General features: G+C 70.7%; 17 protein-coding genes. 5 read left to right on the top strand and 12 right to left on the bottom strand.

Annotation, left to right across the window (positions count from 1 at the left end; all coding sequences use genetic code 11):
- Nucleotides 1-22 precede the first annotated feature (22 nt).
- Together J3P36_RS08145 and J3P36_RS08150 are read right to left on the bottom strand one after the other, a co-directional pair.
- Nucleotides 23-1,255: an MFS transporter gene (locus J3P36_RS08145; protein WP_210507033.1), complete on the bottom strand. Its 1,233-nt coding sequence runs from the start codon at nt 1,253-1,255 to the stop codon at nt 23-25.
- A 70-nt stretch (nt 1,256-1,325) separates the two neighbouring features.
- Nucleotides 1,326-2,432: a BMP family protein gene (locus J3P36_RS08150; RefSeq protein ID WP_210507035.1), complete on the bottom strand. Its 1,107-nt coding sequence runs from the start codon at nt 2,430-2,432 to the stop codon at nt 1,326-1,328.
- Between the two features lie 146 nt (nt 2,433-2,578).
- Between J3P36_RS08150 and J3P36_RS08155 the strand changes: the two genes are divergently transcribed.
- On the top strand, nt 2,579-3,370 hold the full coding sequence (locus J3P36_RS08155; protein ID WP_210507037.1) for a GntR family transcriptional regulator: 792 nt from the start codon (nt 2,579-2,581) through the stop codon (nt 3,368-3,370).
- Here the strand turns inward: J3P36_RS08155 and add are convergent.
- The 7 genes from add to J3P36_RS08190 form a co-directional block, all read right to left on the bottom strand.
- Entirely contained in the window at nt 3,367-4,341 is a 975-nt protein-coding gene (add, locus tag J3P36_RS08160; protein ID WP_210507039.1) for an adenosine deaminase, read from the bottom strand. The two genes, J3P36_RS08155 and add, sit on opposite strands and share 4 nt — an antisense overlap.
- A gap of 1 nt (nt 4,342) precedes the next feature.
- On the bottom strand, nt 4,343-5,113 hold the full coding sequence (locus tag J3P36_RS08165; RefSeq protein ID WP_210507041.1) for a nucleoside phosphorylase: 771 nt from the start codon (nt 5,111-5,113) through the stop codon (nt 4,343-4,345).
- 52 nt (nt 5,114-5,165) lie between these two features.
- The gene (locus tag J3P36_RS08170) at nt 5,166-6,173 is read right to left on the bottom strand and encodes a nucleoside hydrolase (RefSeq protein ID WP_307807002.1); all 1,008 of its coding nucleotides are present in this window, start codon (nt 6,171-6,173) and stop codon (nt 5,166-5,168) included.
- Between the two features lie 136 nt (nt 6,174-6,309).
- Nucleotides 6,310-6,819, bottom strand: a complete 510-nt coding sequence (locus J3P36_RS08175; protein ID WP_307807003.1) for a DUF1697 domain-containing protein — start codon at nt 6,817-6,819, stop codon at nt 6,310-6,312.
- 36 nt (nt 6,820-6,855) lie between these two features.
- Nucleotides 6,856-8,400, bottom strand: a complete 1,545-nt coding sequence (locus J3P36_RS08180) for an MDR family MFS transporter (RefSeq protein ID WP_210507045.1) — start codon at nt 8,398-8,400, stop codon at nt 6,856-6,858.
- Between the two features lie 179 nt (nt 8,401-8,579).
- Nucleotides 8,580-9,569, bottom strand: coding sequence for a ribonucleotide-diphosphate reductase subunit beta (locus J3P36_RS08185; RefSeq protein ID WP_210507047.1), 990 nt, complete (start codon nt 9,567-9,569; stop codon nt 8,580-8,582).
- Nucleotides 9,570-9,794: 225 nt separating this feature from the next.
- Complete coding sequence (locus tag J3P36_RS08190) at nt 9,795-12,302, bottom strand: ribonucleoside-diphosphate reductase subunit alpha (protein WP_210507049.1); 2,508 nt, start codon at nt 12,300-12,302, stop codon at nt 9,795-9,797.
- A 364-nt stretch (nt 12,303-12,666) separates the two neighbouring features.
- On the opposite strand from J3P36_RS08190, the gene J3P36_RS08195 reads away from it, so the two are divergent.
- The 3 genes from J3P36_RS08195 (at nt 12,667) to J3P36_RS08205 (ending at nt 15,677) form a co-directional block, all read left to right on the top strand.
- Complete coding sequence (locus tag J3P36_RS08195; RefSeq protein WP_210507051.1) at nt 12,667-13,875, top strand: MFS transporter; 1,209 nt, start codon at nt 12,667-12,669, stop codon at nt 13,873-13,875.
- A 106-nt stretch (nt 13,876-13,981) separates the two neighbouring features.
- The gene (locus J3P36_RS08200) at nt 13,982-14,809 is read left to right on the top strand and encodes an aldo/keto reductase (RefSeq protein WP_210507053.1); all 828 of its coding nucleotides are present in this window, start codon (nt 13,982-13,984) and stop codon (nt 14,807-14,809) included.
- Nucleotide 14,810: 1 nt separating this feature from the next.
- The gene (locus J3P36_RS08205; protein WP_210507055.1) at nt 14,811-15,677 is read left to right on the top strand and encodes an alpha/beta fold hydrolase; all 867 of its coding nucleotides are present in this window, start codon (nt 14,811-14,813) and stop codon (nt 15,675-15,677) included.
- Here the strand turns inward: J3P36_RS08205 and J3P36_RS08210 are convergent.
- Both J3P36_RS08210 and J3P36_RS08215 read right to left on the bottom strand, forming a co-directional pair.
- The gene (locus J3P36_RS08210; protein WP_210507057.1) at nt 15,614-16,432 is read right to left on the bottom strand and encodes an SGNH/GDSL hydrolase family protein; all 819 of its coding nucleotides are present in this window, start codon (nt 16,430-16,432) and stop codon (nt 15,614-15,616) included. The genes J3P36_RS08205 and J3P36_RS08210 overlap by 64 nt on opposite strands.
- A 100-nt stretch (nt 16,433-16,532) precedes the next feature.
- The gene (locus tag J3P36_RS08215; protein ID WP_210507059.1) at nt 16,533-17,516 is read right to left on the bottom strand and encodes an aldo/keto reductase; all 984 of its coding nucleotides are present in this window, start codon (nt 17,514-17,516) and stop codon (nt 16,533-16,535) included.
- 317 nt (nt 17,517-17,833) lie between these two features.
- On the opposite strand from J3P36_RS08215, the gene J3P36_RS08220 reads away from it, so the two are divergent.
- Nucleotides 17,834-18,562, top strand: a complete 729-nt coding sequence (locus J3P36_RS08220; RefSeq protein ID WP_210507060.1) for a DUF4349 domain-containing protein — start codon at nt 17,834-17,836, stop codon at nt 18,560-18,562.
- Here J3P36_RS08220 and J3P36_RS08225 read toward each other — a convergent pair.
- Nucleotides 18,559-19,353: a hypothetical protein gene (locus J3P36_RS08225; RefSeq protein WP_210507061.1), complete on the bottom strand. Its 795-nt coding sequence runs from the start codon at nt 19,351-19,353 to the stop codon at nt 18,559-18,561. The genes J3P36_RS08220 and J3P36_RS08225 overlap by 4 nt on opposite strands.
- Nucleotides 19,354-19,377 lie beyond the last annotated feature (24 nt).

The raw sequence follows: 19,377 nt of genomic DNA on the forward strand, positions 1-19,377 counted from the left end.
GCGTCGGCCCGCGAGGAGCCGGTCAGCGGCGGAAGCGGATGAGGTAGGCGACCGCGAGGAGCGTGACCAGGGCCGCGCAGCCGAGCGCCAGCAGGAATCCGGCGGTGGGACCGCCCGCCTCGACCGCGGCTCCCGCACCGGCGATGACGAGCGCCTGGCCGACGGTCAGGGCGCTCTGGAGCATCGTGACCACCATCGTGGTTCGCCCGTGCGGCGCCGCAGCGGTACCGAGGCTGAAGAGGGTGACGAGGACGGCGCCGACCCCGCAGCCCGCGAGGAACAGGGAGAGCACCGCCGTACCCACCCCACCGGCGAGGGTGAGCGCGGAGAGCCCGGCGATGGCGACACCGCCGAACGCGAGCCAGCGCCCGGGCAGCGCGAAACGCTGCGGCAGGGCGGCGACGCCGAATGCGACGAGGATCGAGCCGACGCTCATCGCCCCGTAGACGGTGCCCGTCTGCGACTCAGCCCCGCGATCCCCCAGGAAGCCCGTCAAGCCGGTCAGAGTTGCGCCGAACACCCCGCCCACGAGCGCCATCGCCGGGACCAGTAGGAGGACCCGCACCGACAGCACCGAGCCGCGTGGGGCGGCGCCGGGCATCGCCGCGTGCGGCTCGAAGGCACCCGACGGATGGAGGGCGAACGCGACCGGGAAGATCGCGGCGAGCACGGCCGCCACCGCGAAGGGCGCCCACGCCCCACCCAGGGTGGCGAGCACCCCCACGAGAACGGGGCCGAGGACGAACGACGCCTCGTCGGCGATGGACTCGTAGCTCATGACGAGCGACATGGCTCGCCGGCTCTCGCCGCCCGGCACGATCGAGGCATACCGCGCCATCCGTGATCGGGAGAAGGGGCCGACCTGCGGCACCGCGCCGCCGAGCAGCAGTGCGGCGAGCGCGACGGCGCCCACCGGCGCGGAACTGTAGACGAGGGCCAGCAGCAGCACGAGAGCCACTACCGTGACCGCGCTGCAGGCGAGGAGGACGCCGCGCTGGCCCCGCCGGTCCGCCTCGCGGCCGAGCAGGGGACCGGAGACCGCCGTGGCAACGCCCGCCGCCGCAGACGCGAGCCCGGCCTCCGCCACGGAGCCGCGGACCCCCACCACGAGTGCGAGCACGCCGACGGTCGTCATCGCGAAGGGAAGACGGCCGAGGAACGCGATCGGGTAGTAGTCCCAGCGGGCGAGACCCGCGAAGAGACGGAACGGCGTGATCCGAGCGGGCATCGGGACTGCCGGCACGTCGCCTGTCATGGCTTCTCCTTCTGCACGACGAAGGACCGGCCCCGCGGACGACGTCCGCCGGGCCGGTCCTGATGTGCTGCTACTGCTGAGGCGCCGAGGGTGAGTCGACGGTGATCTCCCCCGCGACGATGTCGGCGGTGAGCGCCTCGAGCTCCTCGACGAGTTCGGGAGCGACCTTCGACTCCCAGTCGTGCAGCGGGGCGATGCCGACGCCGTCGTTCTCGAGGGTGCCCACGTAGGGCTCGTTGTCGAACTCCCCGTTCGCGGCCGCCATCGTCACCTCCTTGGTCGCGCTGGTGAGGTTCTTCAGCACGGACGTGAGGTAAAACGCTTTGTACTCCGGCGCGCTCACGTAGGCGTCGTCGTTCACGCCGATGATGGCACCGTCGAGCCCGCGCTCCTTGACCGCCTCGGCCGACGCCTTGAACAGCGTGCCGGCGACGGGCATCAGCACGTCGACACCCTGGTCCAGCAGTCCCTCACTCAGCACCTTGGCCTGCCCCTGGTCGTCGAAGCTGCCGACGAACAGCCCGTCCTGCTTGGCCTTGTCCCAGCCGATCACCCTCACCTCGGTGTCGTGCACCGAGTTGTAGTGCGCGACGCCGTCCACGAACCCGTCCATGAAGATCGTGACGGACGGGAAGGGCATGCCGCCGTAGGTGCCGACCACGCCGGTCTTCGAGGCGCCCGCTGCCGCATAGCCGGCGAGGAACGCCGCCTGCGCGGTGTCGAAGAGGACCGGCTTCACATTGTCGGCCTCGATCGGGTTGAAGTCATCGTCCGTGAGGGTCGAGTCGATGAGGGCGAAGTCGACGTCGGGGTTGTTGGCCGCGGCGTCGCGGGTCGCGGTGGCGAGCGCGAAGCCGACCGTCACGATCAGGTTGCAGCCCTGGTCGACCATCCCGTCGATGTTCCCGGCGTACTGATCCTCGGAGTTGGACTCCGCCGACTTCGGCTCCAGGCCGAGCTCGTCGGCCGCCTCGGTGAGGCCGGCGAAGGTGAGCTCATTGAAGGACTTGTCCTTGAAGCCGGTCAGATCGGAGACCGCACAGGGGATGTAGTCACCTCCGGCCGCTGCCCCGCCCCCCTCGGTCTCCTCGGGCGCAGAGGCGCACGCGCTGATCGCGATGACGGTGGCTGCGATCGCGAGGCCGGCCAGCGACCGCGCGGTGGTGCTTCGTCTCATGTCGTTCTCCGTGATATTCGAGGGATGACCAGCACCCGCGTTGGTGGTATGAAGTTATACCTCCTTCTGAGGCGGAGCAAGCAGGCGGCGCGGGCGCGTCCGGCAGTCGCCGTAGGATGATCGCGCCCGACGATCGAAGGGGTTCCGTGAGCACCACCACCGCGTCCGACTACCTGACGACGCCGCTCCTCACGTCCCCCGGAGTCCCCCTCCGCGTCGCGGTCTACTCGCGCATCGCCGACGGCATCCGGGAAGGGGTCTTCCCCTCGAGCACCGCCCTCCCCCGCGAGACCGAGCTCGGTGTCGCCCTCGGCGTGAGCAGAACCGTCGTCCGCGAGGCGCTCATGCTCCTCCAGGAGGACGGGCTCATCGTGACCAAGCGCGGAGTCGGCCGGTTCGTCGCGGACGCGATCCCCCGGGTCGGACTTGAGGAGCTCCGCGCACTCGACGACGTCCTCGCCGATCCGACCGCCGACATCCGCGTGCGCGGCGGCGGCCTCGAGCGGCAGCCCGGCACCGACTTCGCCACCACCCACCTCGCCCTGGATGCGGACGCCGAGATCTGGTTCCGCGAGTCCATCGTCCTGCGGGACGGCGACCCCGTGGCGATCGTGCAGGAGTATCTGCCGGCCGGCCCAGCTCTGCCCGCGGTGAGCGAGACGCTCGACCGGCTCCTGCCCTCCGCGGCCGGCGAGGACTCGACCCTCCTCAGCGCCCTGACCCGCCGTGCCGGGCAGATCTTCTCGGCGGGCGTGTGCGAGATCGCGGCGAGCGTCGCTGGACCGACGCGGGCCGAGCTCCTCGAGATCGAGGCCGACGCGCCCCTGCTGCTGCTCACGCAGACCGCGCTCATCGACGGCAGGCCCGCCTATCTCGCCAAGTGCGCCGTCTCCTCGACCGTCGGCCACCTGTCGGTGCGCCAGTCGATCCCGAGCTAGGTCCGCTCCAGGGCGCGCGTGAGAGCTTCCCGCGTGCCGGGCTCGAGGAACGCGGCCGCGATGCTGACGCGGTCGAGCTCCGCGAGGTCCGCCTCGGTCCAGCCGAGCGTGCCGGTGAGGACCTCCCGTTCACCACGAAGGTCCGACCCGGTCTGCATCGGGTTGTCGTCACCGAGCACCAGCCGCACACCGGCATCCCGGAAGTCGGGAGCGGGGTGGTCGCGGACGTCCGCGATCGCACCGGTGTACCAGTTCGACGTCGGGCACACCTCGACGACGATCCCCGATTCGGCCGCCCACGCGAGCACCTGCGGATCGTCGAGGATGTGCGCACCGTGCCCGATCCGCGTGGCGCCGAGCAGCTCCGCCGCCTGGCGCGCCGCGAGGGCAGGCCCGGCCTCCGCCGCATGGCAGGTGATGCCGAGCCCCGCCGCGCGCGCGATCGCGAAGGCGGGCTGATGCGGCTCCAGCGCCGGATAGAGCAGCTCGTCGCCAGCGAGGTCGAAGCCGACGACCCCGCGCCCCGCGAACGAGGCGGCGCTGCGCGCCAGCGCCACGTTCACATCCGCGTCGTGGTGTCGCAGGGCGGCGACCACCGCCCCGGAGGGCATGCCGGTGGCCCTCGAGCCGTCGGTCATCCCCTCCGCCACGGCCGCGATCACGTCCTCGACGCGCAGCCCCGCCCGCGCATGCGTGACCGGGCCGAACCGCAGCTCCAGGTAGTCCAACCCCGCTGCTGCGGCGTCCTCGACGGCCTCCCGGGCGATGCGGGCGATGGCGTCGCGGGAGTGGAACAGGGGGTAGGTGGAGGCCACCTTGCGGAGGTAGACCGTCAGGTCCGCGGGCGCGTCGAGTCGGATCGCCTGCCCCCATCCGCCGGCCGGATCCGCGATGCCCGCTGCCCGTGCGAGCTCGGCCGCCGTCTCCGGGCGAACCCGCCCCTCGAGATGGCTGTGCAGATCGACGAGCACGCTAGAGCTCCAGGCGGACGGCGGTCTCGAGCGCCGCTTCGATGCTCATCCGCCACCCGGCCGCCAGTCGCTCCTTGACTCCCGAGTAGAGGCTCGTGCCGTCGAAGAGGTTGCTCGACGCGGCGCAGATCATTCCGGCTCGCACGCCGCGCAGCCGGGAGACCACGTACAGGGCCGAGCTCTCCATCTCGACGTTGAGGATGCCGAGCCTGTTGAGCTGCGCGATCCACTCCGGTCCCTCCGCGTAGAAGGCGTCGTCGCTCACGTTGAGCCCCGAGTGCACCGCGGTGTCGGTGCCTGCGGCGAGCTCTCGTGCGGTCTCCGCCAGCGACATCGCGATGGCGAGATCCGGCACTGCCGGGTAGCCGGGGTGCGCGTAGGCCGCGGTGGTGCCGTCGTTGCGGAGGGTGCCCTCGCTGACGAGGAGGTCACCCGGCTTCACGCCGGCCTGGAGCCCAGCGGACGACCCGACGCGGATGAAGGAGGTGACACCGACGCGGATGAGCTCTTCGACCGCGATGGCCGTGGACGGGCATCCCATCCCGGTCGAGGTGGCTGTGATCCGCCTGCCCTTGTACAGGCCGGTCATGGTCATGTGCTCGCGCTGGTGTGCGACCGTCTTCACGTCGGTGAGGTATTCGGCGATGAGGGGCACCCGGAAGGGATCCCCGGGCAGCAGGGCGACGGTGGACACCTCGCCGGGCGCGATGCCGATGTGGTACTGCCTCTCGCCGATCCCCACGGCATCCTTGTCGACGGCTGCAGTGCTCATCCAGGCCTCCTCGCTTGTGGTCCGATGTTATACCGCAGGCCCGACGATTGGATCAGACGAGCAGGTCGACGAGGTGGGGACCAAGGGGGCGATCGATCTCGAGCACCACGCGGACGGTCGCGCCCTCTTGGTCGAGCGCTCCCCTGCGCTGGCCACGGAGGTCCGCGATCGTCTGCCCTCGGCCGGGGCCATCCGTCGTGTCGACCTCGACGGCCACGGCCGGGGCCCGAGTCGGCACGACCCCACGCGCCGCGACCGCAGCCGCCATCGGGTCGTGCAGCGGGCAGCTGCGCACGCCGTAGAGCGGGAGGTAGAACTCGAAGTAGTGGTCGAGCATCTGCCCGAGAGCGCGCGCGAGCGGCACGGGAGAAGCGAGGAGCCGAGCCCGGTCGCCCTCGTCGAGCGTGTTCTCGAGCGTGATGTCCAGCGGGACGAGCGTCACCTTCCAGCCGGCCTCGATCACGATCTGAGCCGCCTCGGGATCGTTCCAGATGTTCGCCTCGGCCACCGCCGTGACGTTGCCGGGTGCGAGCGCAGCGCCGCCCATGGCCGTGACGGCCGCCACTCGGCCCGCCAGGGCCGGGTCGAGAGCGAGGGCGCGTGCGAGGTTCGTCTGCGGCCCGACCGCGACGACCTCCAGCGCCCCCTCGTACTCGCGGGACAGCCGGAGGAGCAGCTCGGCCGCTGTGCCCTCCTCGGGACGGCGGGAGGCTTCCGGCACCTCGACGCCGCCGATGCCGTTGTGCCCGTGGATGTGGGGCACTCCTCCGTCGAAGCGCCCGCGCAGCGGGTCGTGCGCTCCAACCGCCACGGGCACGTCGCTGCGGCCGGCCAGTTCGAGCAGTGCCAGCGAGTTGCGGGCGGCCTGCGCAGCGCTCGTGTTGCCGCTCACGGTCCCCACGCCCACGAGCTCGACGTCGGGCGACGCGAGGAGATAGGCCAGCGCGAGCGAGTCGTCGATTCCGGTGTCGCAATCCAGGTAGATCGGACGCTTCTCGGCCGCGGCGGTCATGAGGTGCCTTTCCTCGACGAGCCTCCCGAGGCCGTCGTATGACGTCATACCTCTCCACCTTACGACCGCTCCCCGGCCGACCAACCTCCAGCGCCGCCGAGCCGGCGGGCCAGTTCGGCAGATCCGGGCCGCCTAGGTGGCCCGGATCTGCCGAACTGGCCCGGATCCGGAATTGCGGCGGCGGTCAGCCGGCGGCGAGGATCTTCGCGAGGGTGCGGAGGTTGCGCGTGGTCGTGAACTCGGCGCGACGCTTGCCGAGGAGCTTGCCGAAGGGGCTGTCCAGGGTGCTGCCCTTGGCGACCGACCAGTAGAGGACGGCGCCGTCCGCGCGCACCTCGTCCCCGGGCGGCAGGTCGGCGGCCGCGGAGGCGAGAGCGGAAGCGGTCCGGGGCCCGTCGGTGAACACGACATAGGCGTGCTGGTCGTCGAAGCGGTCGAACGGATACGCGGCCGCCACCCGCTCGACCTCCGCGAGCGGCAGCACCAGGATGCGCGCCGAGTAGCCGAACCGCTCCCCGACCAGCTGCTCGAGCCGCGGAGCGACCGACGCCGGATCGTCGTCGGTGTCGAACAGCACGTTGCCGCTCGCGAGGACGGTCGCCACGGCGCCGAACTCCGCGCCCTCGAGGAGGGCACGGAGCTCGGCCATGGGGACCTTGACGCCCCCGACGTTCACGCCGCGCAGCAGCGCCACGCATCTCACGTCGCTGCCCTTCCGCCGTCGCCGAACTCAGTGACCGGCGAAGCTCCCGCGCGGCGCGTCGGCGGGCTTCTTCACGAACAGGACCGCCACGATCAGGCCGAGGGACATGAAGCCCGCCACGGTGAACGCGGCGCGCACGCCGGCGACGGTGGCCGACGGGTCGCTCGACACGTCGCCACCGGCCGCCGCCGCGCCGACCGCCATGACGGTGACGAACAGGGCCGTTCCGGCGGCCGCGGCCACCTGCTGGAAGGTGCTGAGCACGGCGCTGCCGTGTGAGTACAGGTGCGGGCGCACCGACCCGAGGCCGGAGGTCATCAGCGGGGTGAACGTCGCCGCGAGGCCGACGCTCATCGCGATGTTGACGACGACGAGGATCCAGAACGGGGTGTCGAGGCTCACCGTGGTGAGCAGCCACATCGCGCCGCTGATGAGGATGGCGCCGGGGATGAGGAGCAGCTTGGGGCCGCTGCGGTCGTAGATGCGGCCGATGAACGGGCTCGCGATGCCCTGCAGCAGGCCGCCGGGCAGGGTGATCAGACCCGTCTCCAGCGGACCCAATCCGAGCGCGCGCTGGGCGAAGAAGGGCAGCAGGATGAACGCGCCGAACATCGTCATGGTCGCGATCAGCATCGACACCATCGAGACGGAGAAGATCGGCGACGCGAACACGCGCAGGTCGAGCAGCGCGCGCTCCTTCCGCTGCAGCTGAAGCTGCCGGGCGAGGAACAGCGCGAGGAACACCCCGCCGACGGTGAAGAGGACCCAGACCGGGATCGCGGCGCCGCCCTCCGCGGACTCGCCGATGCTGGCGAGGCCGTAGACCAGGCCGCCGAAGCCGAGGGCGGCGAGCGGCACGGAGATCACGTCCATGCGGGTGCGGGAGGTCTCGGACACGCTGACCATCCACTTCGCGCCGAGCGCGAGCGTGACGAGCGCGATCGGGAGCACGACCCCGAAGATCCAGCGCCAGCCCCAGTGCTCGAGGATGAAGCCGGACACGGTGGGCCCGAGTGCCGGCGCGACCGAGATGACGATCGAGATGTTGCCCATCATCATGCCGCGACGCGCCACCGGCACGAGCGTCATGACGGTGGTCATGAGCAGCGGCATCATGATCGCCGTGCCGGACGCCTGGATCACGCGTCCCGCCAGCAGCACCACGAAGGACGGCGCCAGTGCGGCCGCCAGCGTGCCGATCGCGAAGAGGCTCATCGCCGTGACGAACAGCGTGCGCGTGCGGACGCGCTGGATGAGGTACCCCGTGATCGGGATGACGACGGCCATCGTCAGCATGAAGACGGTCGTGAGCCACTGGCCGACGCTCGGCGTGACGTTGAAGTCCTCCTGCAGCACCGGGATCGCGACGCTCATCACCGTCTCGTTGAGGATGACGGTGAACGCGGACACCATGAGCACCGCGATGACCTTGCGGTGGTGTCGCGGCAGCTTGGACGAGCCGTCGGAGGAGCCCGCCTCGGCAGCGGCGGGACGGCCCGCCGCGACGGGAGACGCCTCCGCTACCTCGGGGGTGGAGGGCGGAGTGCCCTCGCTGATGTCGGCGCGTGTCATAGGAGACCTCCCGGAAGGGGTGAGCTGGGATGGCGCCTACGGCAGTGGAAGCGCGAACGAAGTGGACAGCGTCCACATGCGAGAGGACTCTATCGGGTACCTCGGACAACGCACGCGGTTCGCACGTTATGCCCAGGTCGGCCCGGGCGATGCGATTTCAGCCCGGGCCGACGGGCGGTTCAGGAGCGCGCGGTCGCCTGCGCGTTGACCTCGTACGAGGTGTTCGTGGACTCGAAGAAGTTGACGAGCTGCAGCGTGTCGTTCGCCGTCGCCATCCACTTCGCCGGGTTCGAGACGTTGTACTCGGGCTCGAAGCCGAGCTCTTCGAGGCGCCGGTCCGCGAGGTACTTCACGTACTGGTTGATGTAGTTGGCGTTGAGGCCGAGGATGCCGTTCGGGAGCAGGTCGTGGTTGTACTGCTCCTCCATCTCGACGGCGTCGGTGATCATCTTCTTGATCTCCGCCGCGAACTCGGCCGTCTGCAGGTCCGGGTTCTCGTCGAGCACCGTGAGGATCAGGTTGATGCCGAACTTGAGGTGCAGGCTCTCGTCGCGGACGATCCAGTCGACGAGCGAGCCGAAGTTGCGCAGCAGGTTCCGCTGGCGGAACGACAGCGCCACCATGAAGCCCGAGTAGAACCAGATGCCCTCGAGGATGATGTTGTACGCGACCAGGTTGCGGACGAAGTCCTTCTTGCCGGCCGTCGTCGTGATGTCGAGCTGCTGCTCCGTCATGCGGCGGATGAAGCCGACCTCGAACTCCTCCTTGCGAGCCATCGAGGGCACCTCGACGTGGGAGTTGTAGGCCTCGTCACGGTCGATCGGGAACGTCTCGAGGACGTACTCGAACGACATGCAGTGGTTCGCCTCCTCCCACATCTGCTTCGCGAGGTAGAGGTGCGCCTCCGGAGCGTTGATGTAGGGGTAGACGCCGAACGCGAGCGCCTTGTTGACGAGCAGCTCGCTCGGGTTGAAGTAGGACATGAGGAACGTGATCGCGTGGCGCTCCTCGTCCGTCATCCGCTTGAAGTCGGCGATGTCCTCGCCGAGCTGGATCTCGTTCGGGAACCACGTGTTCGCCACGGCCTGCTCGTACAGGTCCATCGCCCACTTGTACCGGACGGGCTTCAGCAGGAGGCCTTCCTGAATGCCTGTGCCGAGGATGCTCATGTCGTGTCCTTGTCTGTATCGGTTGGAATCGGGCGGGGCAGGTGCCGCACCGCCCGATTCCGCAGCCGAAGGAGTTAACGCGTTCCGTCGGCGATTTAGTTCTGCTGAGGGAGGTTTCGTGCGCCTACTGGCAGGAGTCGCACATGAGGAGGTCCATCGGGTCCATCGGGACGAAGTAGGTCTCGCCCGCGGCCGTGAAGACGGTGTCGGTGCCGAACTCGCTCATCAGCTGTCCGCCTTCGGGGCGAGGCCGCCGAAGCCGAAGCCGCGGCGGGCCGGGGCCGGGACGGCCGGCTCGGCGTCCGGGACGGCCGACACGGCGGTCGCCTTCTCCGGGCTGACCGGCTGCGCGGCGCCGAAGCCGCGCTTCTGGCCCTCGCCGATGCCCTCCGACTTGTTGACGCGCACCGTCGACTGCTCGGCGGTGTGCCGCGGCTTCATGTGCAGGTAGTACGTCGTCTTCACGCCGCGCTCCCAGGCCGCGTAGTAGATGTCCATCATCTCGCCGACGTCGCGCGTCTCGAGGTACATGTTGCGGCTGATGGCCTGGTCGATCCACTTCTGGGCACGCGCCGCGACCTCGAGGAAGGCGTACGGCGAGAGCTGGAAGCTCGTCTTGTAGGTCGCCTTCACCTCGTCCGGGATCTCGGCGATGTTCTGGATGTCGCCCTGGCTGCGCAGGATCGACACGCGCACCTTCTCCCAGAGGCCGCGCTTCTGCAGGTCGGCGACCAGGTTGCGGTTCACCTCGAGGAACTTGCCCGAGGACGTCGCGCGGCTGAAGATCTGCGAGAACTGCGGGTCGAGGCCGGGCGTGGTGCCCGCGACGAGGCCGATCGACGCGGTCGGCGCGATGGCCATGAGCGTCGCGTTGCGCATGCCGCCCTTGACCTTCTCGCGGAGCGCGTCCCAGTCGAGGCGGGTCTTGCGGTTCACCTTGATCGGCACGCCGCGGTCGGCCTCGGTGAGGGCGATCGAGTCGAGCGGCACGAGGCCCTGCGACCAGCGCGAGCCGGCGAAGTTGGTGTAGGCGCCGCGGCTCTGGGCCAGGTCGGCCGACTCGTCGATCGCCGCGTAGGAGACGTGCTCCATGATCTCGTCGATCAGGTCGTAGGCCTCCTCGCTCTCGTACGAGAAGCCGAGCTTCTCGACGACGTCGGTGAAGCCCATGACGCCGAGGCCGATCGCGCGGTTCTGCTGGTTCGAGAAGTCGGCCTCGTCGACGCTCGAGAGCGTGATGTCGATGAGGTTGTCGAGCTGGCGCACCGCGAGGCGGGCGCTCTCCTCGACCTGGGCCCAGTCGAAGCCGAGCGTGCCGTCGCCCTGGTCGTGCAGGTGGCGGGACAGGTTGATCGACGCCAGGTTGCAGACGGACACGTTGTCACGGTCCTGCGGGAGGCAGATCTCGGTGCAGAGGTTCGACAGGTGGATCGTGCCCGTGTTGTTGTTGAGGGCGCGGTTGTTGATCGTGTCCTTCCAGGTCAGCCAGGGGTGGCTGGTGGTCTGGAGGGCGATGAGGATCGCCTTGAACTGCTCGCGCGCCTTGATGCGCTTGAACATGCGCAGCCGGCCGGCGTCCGCCTCGGCGACGTAGTGCGCGTAGCGGGCGGAGAACTCCTTCCCGTACAGCTCGTTGAGGTCGGCGACCTCCAGCGGGTCGAAGAGGTACCAGTCCTCGTCGTTCTGCACGCGCTTCATGAACTCGTCGGAGATCCAGACGGCGGTGTTCGCGGTGCGGGTGCGGCGGTACGGGTCGCCGGAGTTCTGGCGCAGGTCGAGGAACTCGGGGAAGTCGAGGTGCCAGTTCTCCATGTAGAAGCAGAGGGCGCCGAACTTCTTGCCGCCGCGGCTGACCGCGCGGAGGATCGAGTCGATCGTGTGCATGAACGGGATCGGGCCGGTCGAGGTCGTGTTGTTCGACCGGATCGGCGAGCCCTGCGCCCGGAGCTTCGTGACCGAGAGGCCGATGCCGCCGGTGCCCTTGGTGAGCCACATGACGTCGCGCGTGGTCTTCGCGATGTGCTCGATGTCGTCCTGCATCTCCATGACGAAGCAGTTGGAGAGCTGCGGGTACTTGGTGCCCGCGTTGACGAGCGTGGAACCGGCCGCGAGGTAGTCGAGCGTCGACATCTTGCGGTAGAAGGCGATGGCGGTCGACGTGGCGTCCTGCTCGTTCAGCGAGAGACCCATCGCGATGCGCATCCAGAAGTACTGGGGGACCTCGAGCGGATCGTTGTTGCGGGCCTTGATGCCGTAGCGGTTGTTCAGCGTCACGACGCCGATGTACTTGAGCTGCTCGTCGCCGGCCGGGTCGATGGCCGCGGCGAGGCGGTCGAGGTCGAAGTGCGTGGCGAGGCGGTCGTCGAGGAGGTCCTCGGCGACGCCGCGCTCGATGTAGGGACGGAAGCCGGAGGCGTGCAGCGACTTCAGCTCCTCGGCGGTCGTGTAGTCGCCGAGCACGCGCTTGTAGATGGTCTTCAGCAGCAGGCGGGCGGCGACGGTGTCGAACGCCGGGTCGTCCTTGACGTTCTGGAGCGCGACCTGGATGACCGCCTCGTCCAGCTGCTGGGTGGTGATCCCGTCGAACAGGGTGAGCTCGAGCTCGGACGCGATCTGGGTGACCCACGTGATGTTCTCGTCGAGACCGGCACTGGCGTGCTCGATCGCGAGGTTGATCTTGTTCGCGTCGTAGGGCTCCCGCTCCCCATTGCGCTTGACGACGGTTATCGACACGATGCCTCCCACAGTCCGGTCGCGCTGCGACCACGAGCGGCTCCTGTACGGAGTCGCGATTCCCCCCAAGCGTCCCGCCGGTTCGGCGGGACGAGAACTGGCTCGTCTCCGGACCCCGGGCCACCCGAAGGCCGGGGTCCGGAGAACGATTCCGAACAGCCGTCCGCCTGGGATTCCAGAGCCACCCGAAGACCTGGAATCCGTGCGGCGAGCCGGCCGGGAATCACTATATATGGGGCGTGGAGCATGGCGGCAACCCTAGATATTGCGGCGTGTCGTGCACACGTTGTGCACAACGAGGGCGAACTTATCCACACGCTAGGCCCGACCCCTGACAGTTGCTGGGCTCTAGGATGTAAGCCCTGTGAGTAGTTACGCCGATCTGTTGCGCACCAGGGGCGTCGCCCGCATCATGTCGGCCCAGCTGCTGGCCAGATTCCCGAGCGGAATGCTCTCGCTCGGCTTCCTGCTGCACATCGAGCGCACCACCGGCTCGTACACCGCGGCGGGCCTCGTGCTCGCCGCGCTCAGCGCGGGGCAGGCCGTGTCCGGACCGCTCACCAGCCGCCTGATGGGGCGGCTCGGGATGCGCCCGGTCCTCATCGTGACCACGGTGCTCTGCGCCCTCGCGATCACGGAGATCGCGCTCGTGCCGCAGGCCGTGCCGTTGTCGATGGCGGTCGCTCTTCTCGCCGGGCTGACGTATCCGCCGATCCAGCCGGCCGTGCGCACCATCTACCCGAAGATCGTCAACTCGCGGCAGCTCACTCCGCTGTTCTCGCTCGACGCGTCCGCCCAGGAGCTGATCTGGGTCGGCGGTCCCGTGATCGTCACCTTCGTCTCGACTCAGATCGGCACCGTCGAGGGCATCCTGCTCTCCGTCGCGATGACGGTGGTCGGCGGCGCCTGGTTCATCTCCTCCCCCGAGCTCGGCCGTGTCCGCATCCCGCGCAGCAAGCGCCGCTTCGGAGCGGTCCTCCGTCGGCCCACTGTGCTGCTCGCCACTGTCGTCGGCTTCCTGCTCGTCGGCTCGTGCGCCGCGGTGGAGGCGGGCGTCGTCGCCGTCTTCGGCGACCACGGCCCGGAGGCGGGCGTCATCCTCGCCATCTGGTCGATAGGGTCGCTCGTCGGCGGCCTGCTGTTCGGTCACGTGCCGATCGGACCGTGGGCGCTCGCGCGGCGCATGCTGCTCGTCACCGCCGGCCTGGGCCTGGCGCTCGCGATGCTCGACTTCTGGTGGCTCGCGATCACGCTCGTGATCTCGGGGCTGGGCCTCGCCCCCGCCCTGGCAGTGCTCTTCGCGATCACCTCGTCGAGCGTCAAATTCAGCGACACCGCGGAGGCGTACGGCTGGATCGGCACAGGCCAGCTGATCGGCGCCGCTCTCGGCTCGGCCGCCGCCGGCTTCTACATCGACACGGCGGGGCCGGCGGGCGCCTTCTGGATCGCCGTCGCCCTGGCCGCGGCCGGCACGATCGCGGCCGTGGCGGGCAAGCGCTGGCACCCGGATCTCCGGCATCGCGACGCGAGCCCGATCCCGGACACCGAGCCGGTCGCGATCCAGCCCAGCTGACCGCGGCGTGCTCGCAACCGAACGACCGTCTCGCAACCGCGTGCCGTTGCAGAACGGTCGTTCCGTTGCAGGCCCGTCGCGGATTCCGGGCCGGGATACTGGCGGCGTGACCTCCGACCGCGTTCCCTCGCTCGAGCTCAACGACGGCCGCACGATCCCGCAGCTCGGGCTCGGCGTCTACAAGGTGCCGGAGAGCGAGGTGGAGTCGGTGATCCGCTCGGCCCTCGAGGTCGGCTACCGGCACATCGACACGGCGACGCTGTACCGCAACGAGCGGGGCGTCGGTCGCGCGGTGCGGGATGCGCCGGTCGCCCGCGAGGACCTCTTCGTCACCACGAAGGTCTGGAACGACGACCACGGCTACGACCGGACGCTGCGCGCGTTCGACGAGAGCATGGCCCGCCTCGGCCTCGACTACGTCGACCTCTACCTCATCCACTGGCCGGTGCCGAGTCGCGACCTCTACGTCGACACCTGGCGGGCGCTGGAGCGCCTCCGGGCCGACGGGCGCGCCCGCTCGATCGGCGTCTCCAACTTCTCGCCCCAGCACCTCGAACGCGTCCTCGCCGAGGGCGAGGTGCCGCCGGCCGTCAACCAGGTGGAGCTGCACCCGTGGCTGCCGCAGGATGAGGTGCGCGCCTTCGACCAGGCGCACGGCATCGTCACGGAGGCGTGGTCGCCGCTCGCACGCGGCCGCGTGCTCGGCAACCCGGTGCTCGACAGGATTGCCGAGAAGCACGGGCGGACGGCCGCGCAGGTCGTGCTGCGCTGGCATGTGCAGCAGGGCACGGTGGTGATCCCCAAGTCGGTGACGCCGGCCCGCATCCGGGAGAACTTCGAGGTGTTCGACTTCGAGCTCGACGCCGACGACATGAGCGCCATCGCGCGCCTCTCGACGGGCGAGCGCACCGGCCGCAATCCGGACCTCGACTGACGTGCGGCTCCCCCGATACACCGACGGCCCGGTCGACGGGCCGTCGACACTGCTCGTGCACGGGCTCTCGAGCATCGCGTCGAGCTGGTGGCGGGTCGCCGCGCACCTCGCCGAGCGGGGCCGACGCGTGACCGCCGTCGACCTCCGCGGACACGGCGAGGCCGACCGTGCCGACTCCTACCGGATCACCGACTACGCGGCCGACCTCCTCGGCGTGCAGCCGGACCGCGGCGGCCCGTGGGACCTCGTGGTCGCCCACTCGTTGGGCGGCACCTCGTCGCTCCGCGCGGCGGCCGAGGACACCTCCTGGACGTCCCGGCTCGTCCTCGTCGATCCGGTGCTCGCTCCCGACGCCCGGGGACTCGCGCGCATCCGCGCGGGCATCCTGCGCGACGTGGAGCACGCGACCGCCGAGAGCGTCCGGGCCGGCCATCCGCGGTGGCACGAGCGCGACGTCGCCGCGAAGATGGCGGCGATGGAGCACGTCGAGGCGGCGACCGTCGTCGCGAGCACCGATGACCTGTCGGAGTGGCAGGTCGCCGACCGGCTCCGCTCGCTACCGCTGCCCACCCTGCTCATCGCCGCCGACCCCGAGCTGGGCGGACTCCTCCCGCCGCAGCTGGCCGAATCCCTCGCGGCGGTGAACCCGCGCGTGGAGGCGGTCACGGTTCCCGGCTCCGGGCACAACATCCACCGCGACGACCCGGAGGCCTTCCTCCGGATCCTCGACGGCTTCCTCCAGACGCCGAACCCACCGGTCGGGCCAGCGACGGGGAGCGGGCCCGACCGAACAGCGGCCGCCGCTCAGCCGACGGGCACGGGCCCGCCCACAACACTCCGCAGCGCACCGAAGTACCCGTCCCGATAGCCCTCGGCTGTCGGATGCAGGAAACCAAGCGTCCCGAAGGCGTGACTGATCCAGGTCGGGTGCGCGTCGAACGCCTCGGTCACGCTCGCGTACCGCACTCCGGTCTTGCCGGCGGAGTTCCGGATGATGCTGTTCAGATCATCGACCGCCTTGTGCAGTCGGTTGGTGAAGTCCGTTCCCGCCGGGAAGAGGTGCGGGTAGCCGAGGGCCACCACTCTCGCGAACGGGAAGGCGCCCCTCACCGCCAGGTAGGTCCCGGTGAGCCGGACGGTGAGGTCCGCGGTTTCCCAGCGGTTGATGTCGAGCAGCTGAGCGCATCCCGGGCTCACCGGCGGGGGAACGACACGAGGGTCGGCCAGCGCCGTCAGCTCCGCCTGGCACTTGACCCCGAGCAGGGGGAAGCCGGCGTCGTTCCCGCCCACCGTGAGGGACACGAGGCCGACCTGCCAGTAAGGCGTGCCGGAGAGCTGACTTCTGAGGAGACCGAGGGTGGTCGTTCCCTGGCAGGCCCGATTCTCGACTTTGTAGCCGAGCTGCGAGACGTGGGACGGGTAGCCGTTCGGGCTGCGGAAGCAGGTCGGGTCCTCGCCCCCCGCGCCCTGCCCGGCGGTGTACGAGTCGCCGAGCGCGACGTACTCGTCCGGAGTGTGGGCGGCGGCGGGCTGAGCGGCCCCTACCAGGAGACCCAGCGAGAGTGGAATGGCCGCGGCGATACCGGCCAGGCGGCCCTTCCGGCCGCGGAGGTTCTGGAACATGGCGCGCACGGTAACGTCCGGTCCTCGACGCCGGACAGGGCGTTTGGACCCAGGGGCGTCACGGGGACGACCACACACGTCAGCCCCCGCGACGGCGCGCTCACCAGCGGGCGTGCACGGCCTCCCGGAAGCGGCGGTCGTAGATGTCGCGGACGCCGCGGCGGAAGTCGTCGCCGAGGTCGGGCACGGAGCCCGCCGCCGCGTTCGCCCGCGCCTGCTCGGGGTTGCGGGCGCCCGGGATGACGGTGCTCACCTCAGGCAGCTGCGCGATCCAGGCGAGCGCCGCCTGGGCGGAGGTGAGGCCGTCCGGCACGAGCTCCGCGAACTCGCGGGCGGCGGTGACGCCGGTCGCGAAGTCGACGCCCGAGAACGTCTCGCCGACGTCGAACGCCTCGCCGCGCCGGTTGTAGGTGCGGTGGTCGTTCTCCGCGAACGTCGTGCTCTCGGTGTACTTGGCGCTGAGCAGGCCGGACGCGAGAGGCACGCGCGCGATGATGCCGACACCGGCGGCCGCCGCGGCGGGCAGCACCTCGTCGAGCGGCTTGAGGCGGAACGCGTTGAGGATGATCTGGACGGTCGCCACGCCAGGCCGCGCGATGGCGGTGAGCGCCTGCGCGGTCTCCTCGACGCTGACGCCGTAGGCGGCGATGGCCTGCTCCTCGACGAGGGTGTCGAGCGCGTCGAAGACCTCCTCGGACTCGTAGACGGCCGTGGGCGGGCAGTGCAGCTGCACCAGGTCGAGGGTCTCGACGCCGAGGTTCTCCCGGGACCGGTCGGTCCACGCGCGGAAGTTGTCGAGGACGTAGTTCTCCGGCACCTGGTCGACGCGGCGCCCCATCTTGGTGCCGACGGTGATGCCCGCGTCCGGGTTCGCGCGGAGGAACTCGCCGAGGAAGCGCTCGCTCCGGCCGTCGCCGTACACGTCGGCGGTGTCGTAGAAGGTGACGCCCTCCGCGAGGGAGGTGTCGAGGACCGCGCGGGCGTCCGCCGGGTCGACGTCGCCCCAGTCGGCCCCGAGCTGCCAGGTCCCGAGTCCGATCACCGAGACCGTCCGTCCGGTCCGTCCGAGCGTGCGCGTCTGCATCCTGTCCTCCGTCCGGGCCGGGTTCCCGGCGACCTCCCTTTTCTACCCGCTCAGGCCTCGAATGCCGAACCGGCGACGGATCCATAACGATCCTCGCCGCCCCCGTCCGACCAGGGACGGCGGAACTAGCGTGTGCGACATGAGGGTCCCTCTGCGAATCGCCGCGGTGGCGGCGCTGGTTCTCACCCTCGCCGGATGCACGGGCACGGCGGGCGGCTCGAGCTCGAGCGGCGGGGACTCCCCCGGAGTCGTCGCACCGGACCAGCCGGTGCGCGAGCCCGCCGTCGGGGAGCCGGCCGTCGGCGAGGATGCCGCCGGTGAGGACGGCGACGCGAGCGACGGCCGGGACGTCGTGGTCACCGGCTACCTCACGCTCGTCTCCCCCCGACCCGCTGGAGGCCGCGGACGAGGCCCGCCGGGTCGTCGAGGCGGCCGGCGGCCGTCTCGACGGCGTCACCAAGGAGCCGCCGAGCGACCGGCAGAAGGCGAGCGCTCAGCTGGTCGCACGCATTCCCGCCGACCGGCTGGATGCGACGCTCGCCGACCTCGAGGAGCTCGGCACGGTGCAATCGCTGTCGACGAGCTCCAACGACGTGACCCAGCAGACCACCGACCTCGACGCGCGGATCGCGAGCCTGCAGGCCTCCGTCGACCGGCTGCGCCAGCTGCTGACGAGCGCGGCGAGCACGGCGGACCTCGTCGCCATCGAGACGGCGCTGAGCGAACGCGAGGCGGAGCTCGAGAGCCTCACCGCGCAGCGCACCTACCTCGCGGACCAGGTCGACTACGCGACCATCACGATCGCGATCAGCACTCCGGCGGCGCTGCCGACCCCGACGCCGACCGACTTCCCGGGCGCCGTGGCGGCGGGATTCGCGGCGCTCGTCGCCGCCCTCGGCTGGACCCTCGTCGCGGTCGGCGCCGCACTGCCGTGGATCGTGTTCCTCGGCCTGGTCGGGCTCATCGTCTTCGCCCTGTTGCGGCTGCGCCGCCGGCGCTCCCGGGGAAGGGGTCCGGAAGCGCCGGAGGCACCGCCCGCCGCCTAGGAGCGACCGGCCTTCGCGAGGTGGCGGGGACGGGCGCGCTTCCGCAGCACGACCGCGGCGACGGCGCAGCCGGCGCTCGCGACGCCCATCGCGACGATGAGGGCGAGCAGGCCGGAGTCGTCCGGCGACGGCATCAGCGACCCCTTCGACGACGTGTTGCCGGCCAGGAGGCGGGTGTTCGGCTCCACCGTGGTGGGCAGCGTCTCGCGGGCCTCCTCGAGCGCGCGCGTCGCGGCCTGCGACTCCACCTGGGTCAGCACGGGGCCCTGCGGCGCCACAGGAACGGCCGGCGCCGCCGTCGTGGTGTCCGGCACGTCCGAGACGGCGGATCCGCTCTTCGCCGCGGACCCGGAGTTCGACGCCGACCCGGACGAGGGGGCCGGGGCTGATCCCGAGGAGCCGGCGGCGGGGGCGGGTGCCGGCGCGGCCGGCGCGGGTGCCGGCCCAGCAGGAGCGGGCACGGCGGGCGCGGGGGCGGCGGGCGCGGGCGCGGGCTGGGTGCCGGCGTTCCCGGGAGCGGTCTGGTTGCCGCCCGTGTTCGCTCCGCCCGAGCCTGCTCCGGCGTCCCCGCCGGTGGAGCCGCTGTCGTCCGGCGGAGGCGTGGACTGATCCGGCTCCGGCTCGGGGTCCTCCTCGACCGGGAGGTCGGGGATGCACGCCTCTGCCATGGGCAGGCTCATGCAGACCTCGGAGTCGGTCTCGTTCGCGAACGCCGCCGTCGCTCCCGCGGCGGTCAGACCGGTGACGAGAGCGAGTGCGGCGGCGACGCGGAACGCGATCGTCGTGCGCATCTGCTTCCCCCCGAGCGTGTCTTG

Source organism: Naasia sp. SYSU D00057, assembly GCF_017916505.1.
Taxonomy (GTDB): Bacteria; Actinomycetota; Actinomycetes; order Actinomycetales; family Microbacteriaceae; genus Naasia.

Excerpts from the sequence above, each read along its gene's own strand:
- J3P36_RS08145 (WP_210507033.1), bottom strand. The coding sequence starts at position 1,255 with ATGACAGGCGACGTGCCGGCAGTCCCGATGCCCGCTCGGATCACGCCG.
- J3P36_RS08150 (WP_210507035.1), bottom strand. The coding sequence starts at position 2,432 with ATGAGACGAAGCACCACCGCGCGGTCGCTGGCCGGCCTCGCGATCGCA.
- J3P36_RS08165 (WP_210507041.1), bottom strand. The coding sequence starts at position 5,113 with ATGAGCACTGCAGCCGTCGACAAGGATGCCGTGGGGATCGGCGAGAGG.
- J3P36_RS08170 (WP_307807002.1), bottom strand. The coding sequence starts at position 6,173 with ATGACGTCATACGACGGCCTCGGGAGGCTCGTCGAGGAAAGGCACCTC.
- J3P36_RS08180 (WP_210507045.1), bottom strand. The coding sequence starts at position 8,400 with ATGACACGCGCCGACATCAGCGAGGGCACTCCGCCCTCCACCCCCGAG.
- J3P36_RS08185 (WP_210507047.1), bottom strand. The coding sequence starts at position 9,569 with ATGAGCATCCTCGGCACAGGCATTCAGGAAGGCCTCCTGCTGAAGCCC.
- J3P36_RS08210 (WP_210507057.1), bottom strand. The coding sequence starts at position 16,432 with ATGTTCCAGAACCTCCGCGGCCGGAAGGGCCGCCTGGCCGGTATCGCC.
- J3P36_RS08215 (WP_210507059.1), bottom strand. The coding sequence starts at position 17,516 with ATGCAGACGCGCACGCTCGGACGGACCGGACGGACGGTCTCGGTGATC.
- J3P36_RS08225 (WP_210507061.1), bottom strand. The coding sequence starts at position 19,353 with ATGCGCACGACGATCGCGTTCCGCGTCGCCGCCGCACTCGCTCTCGTC.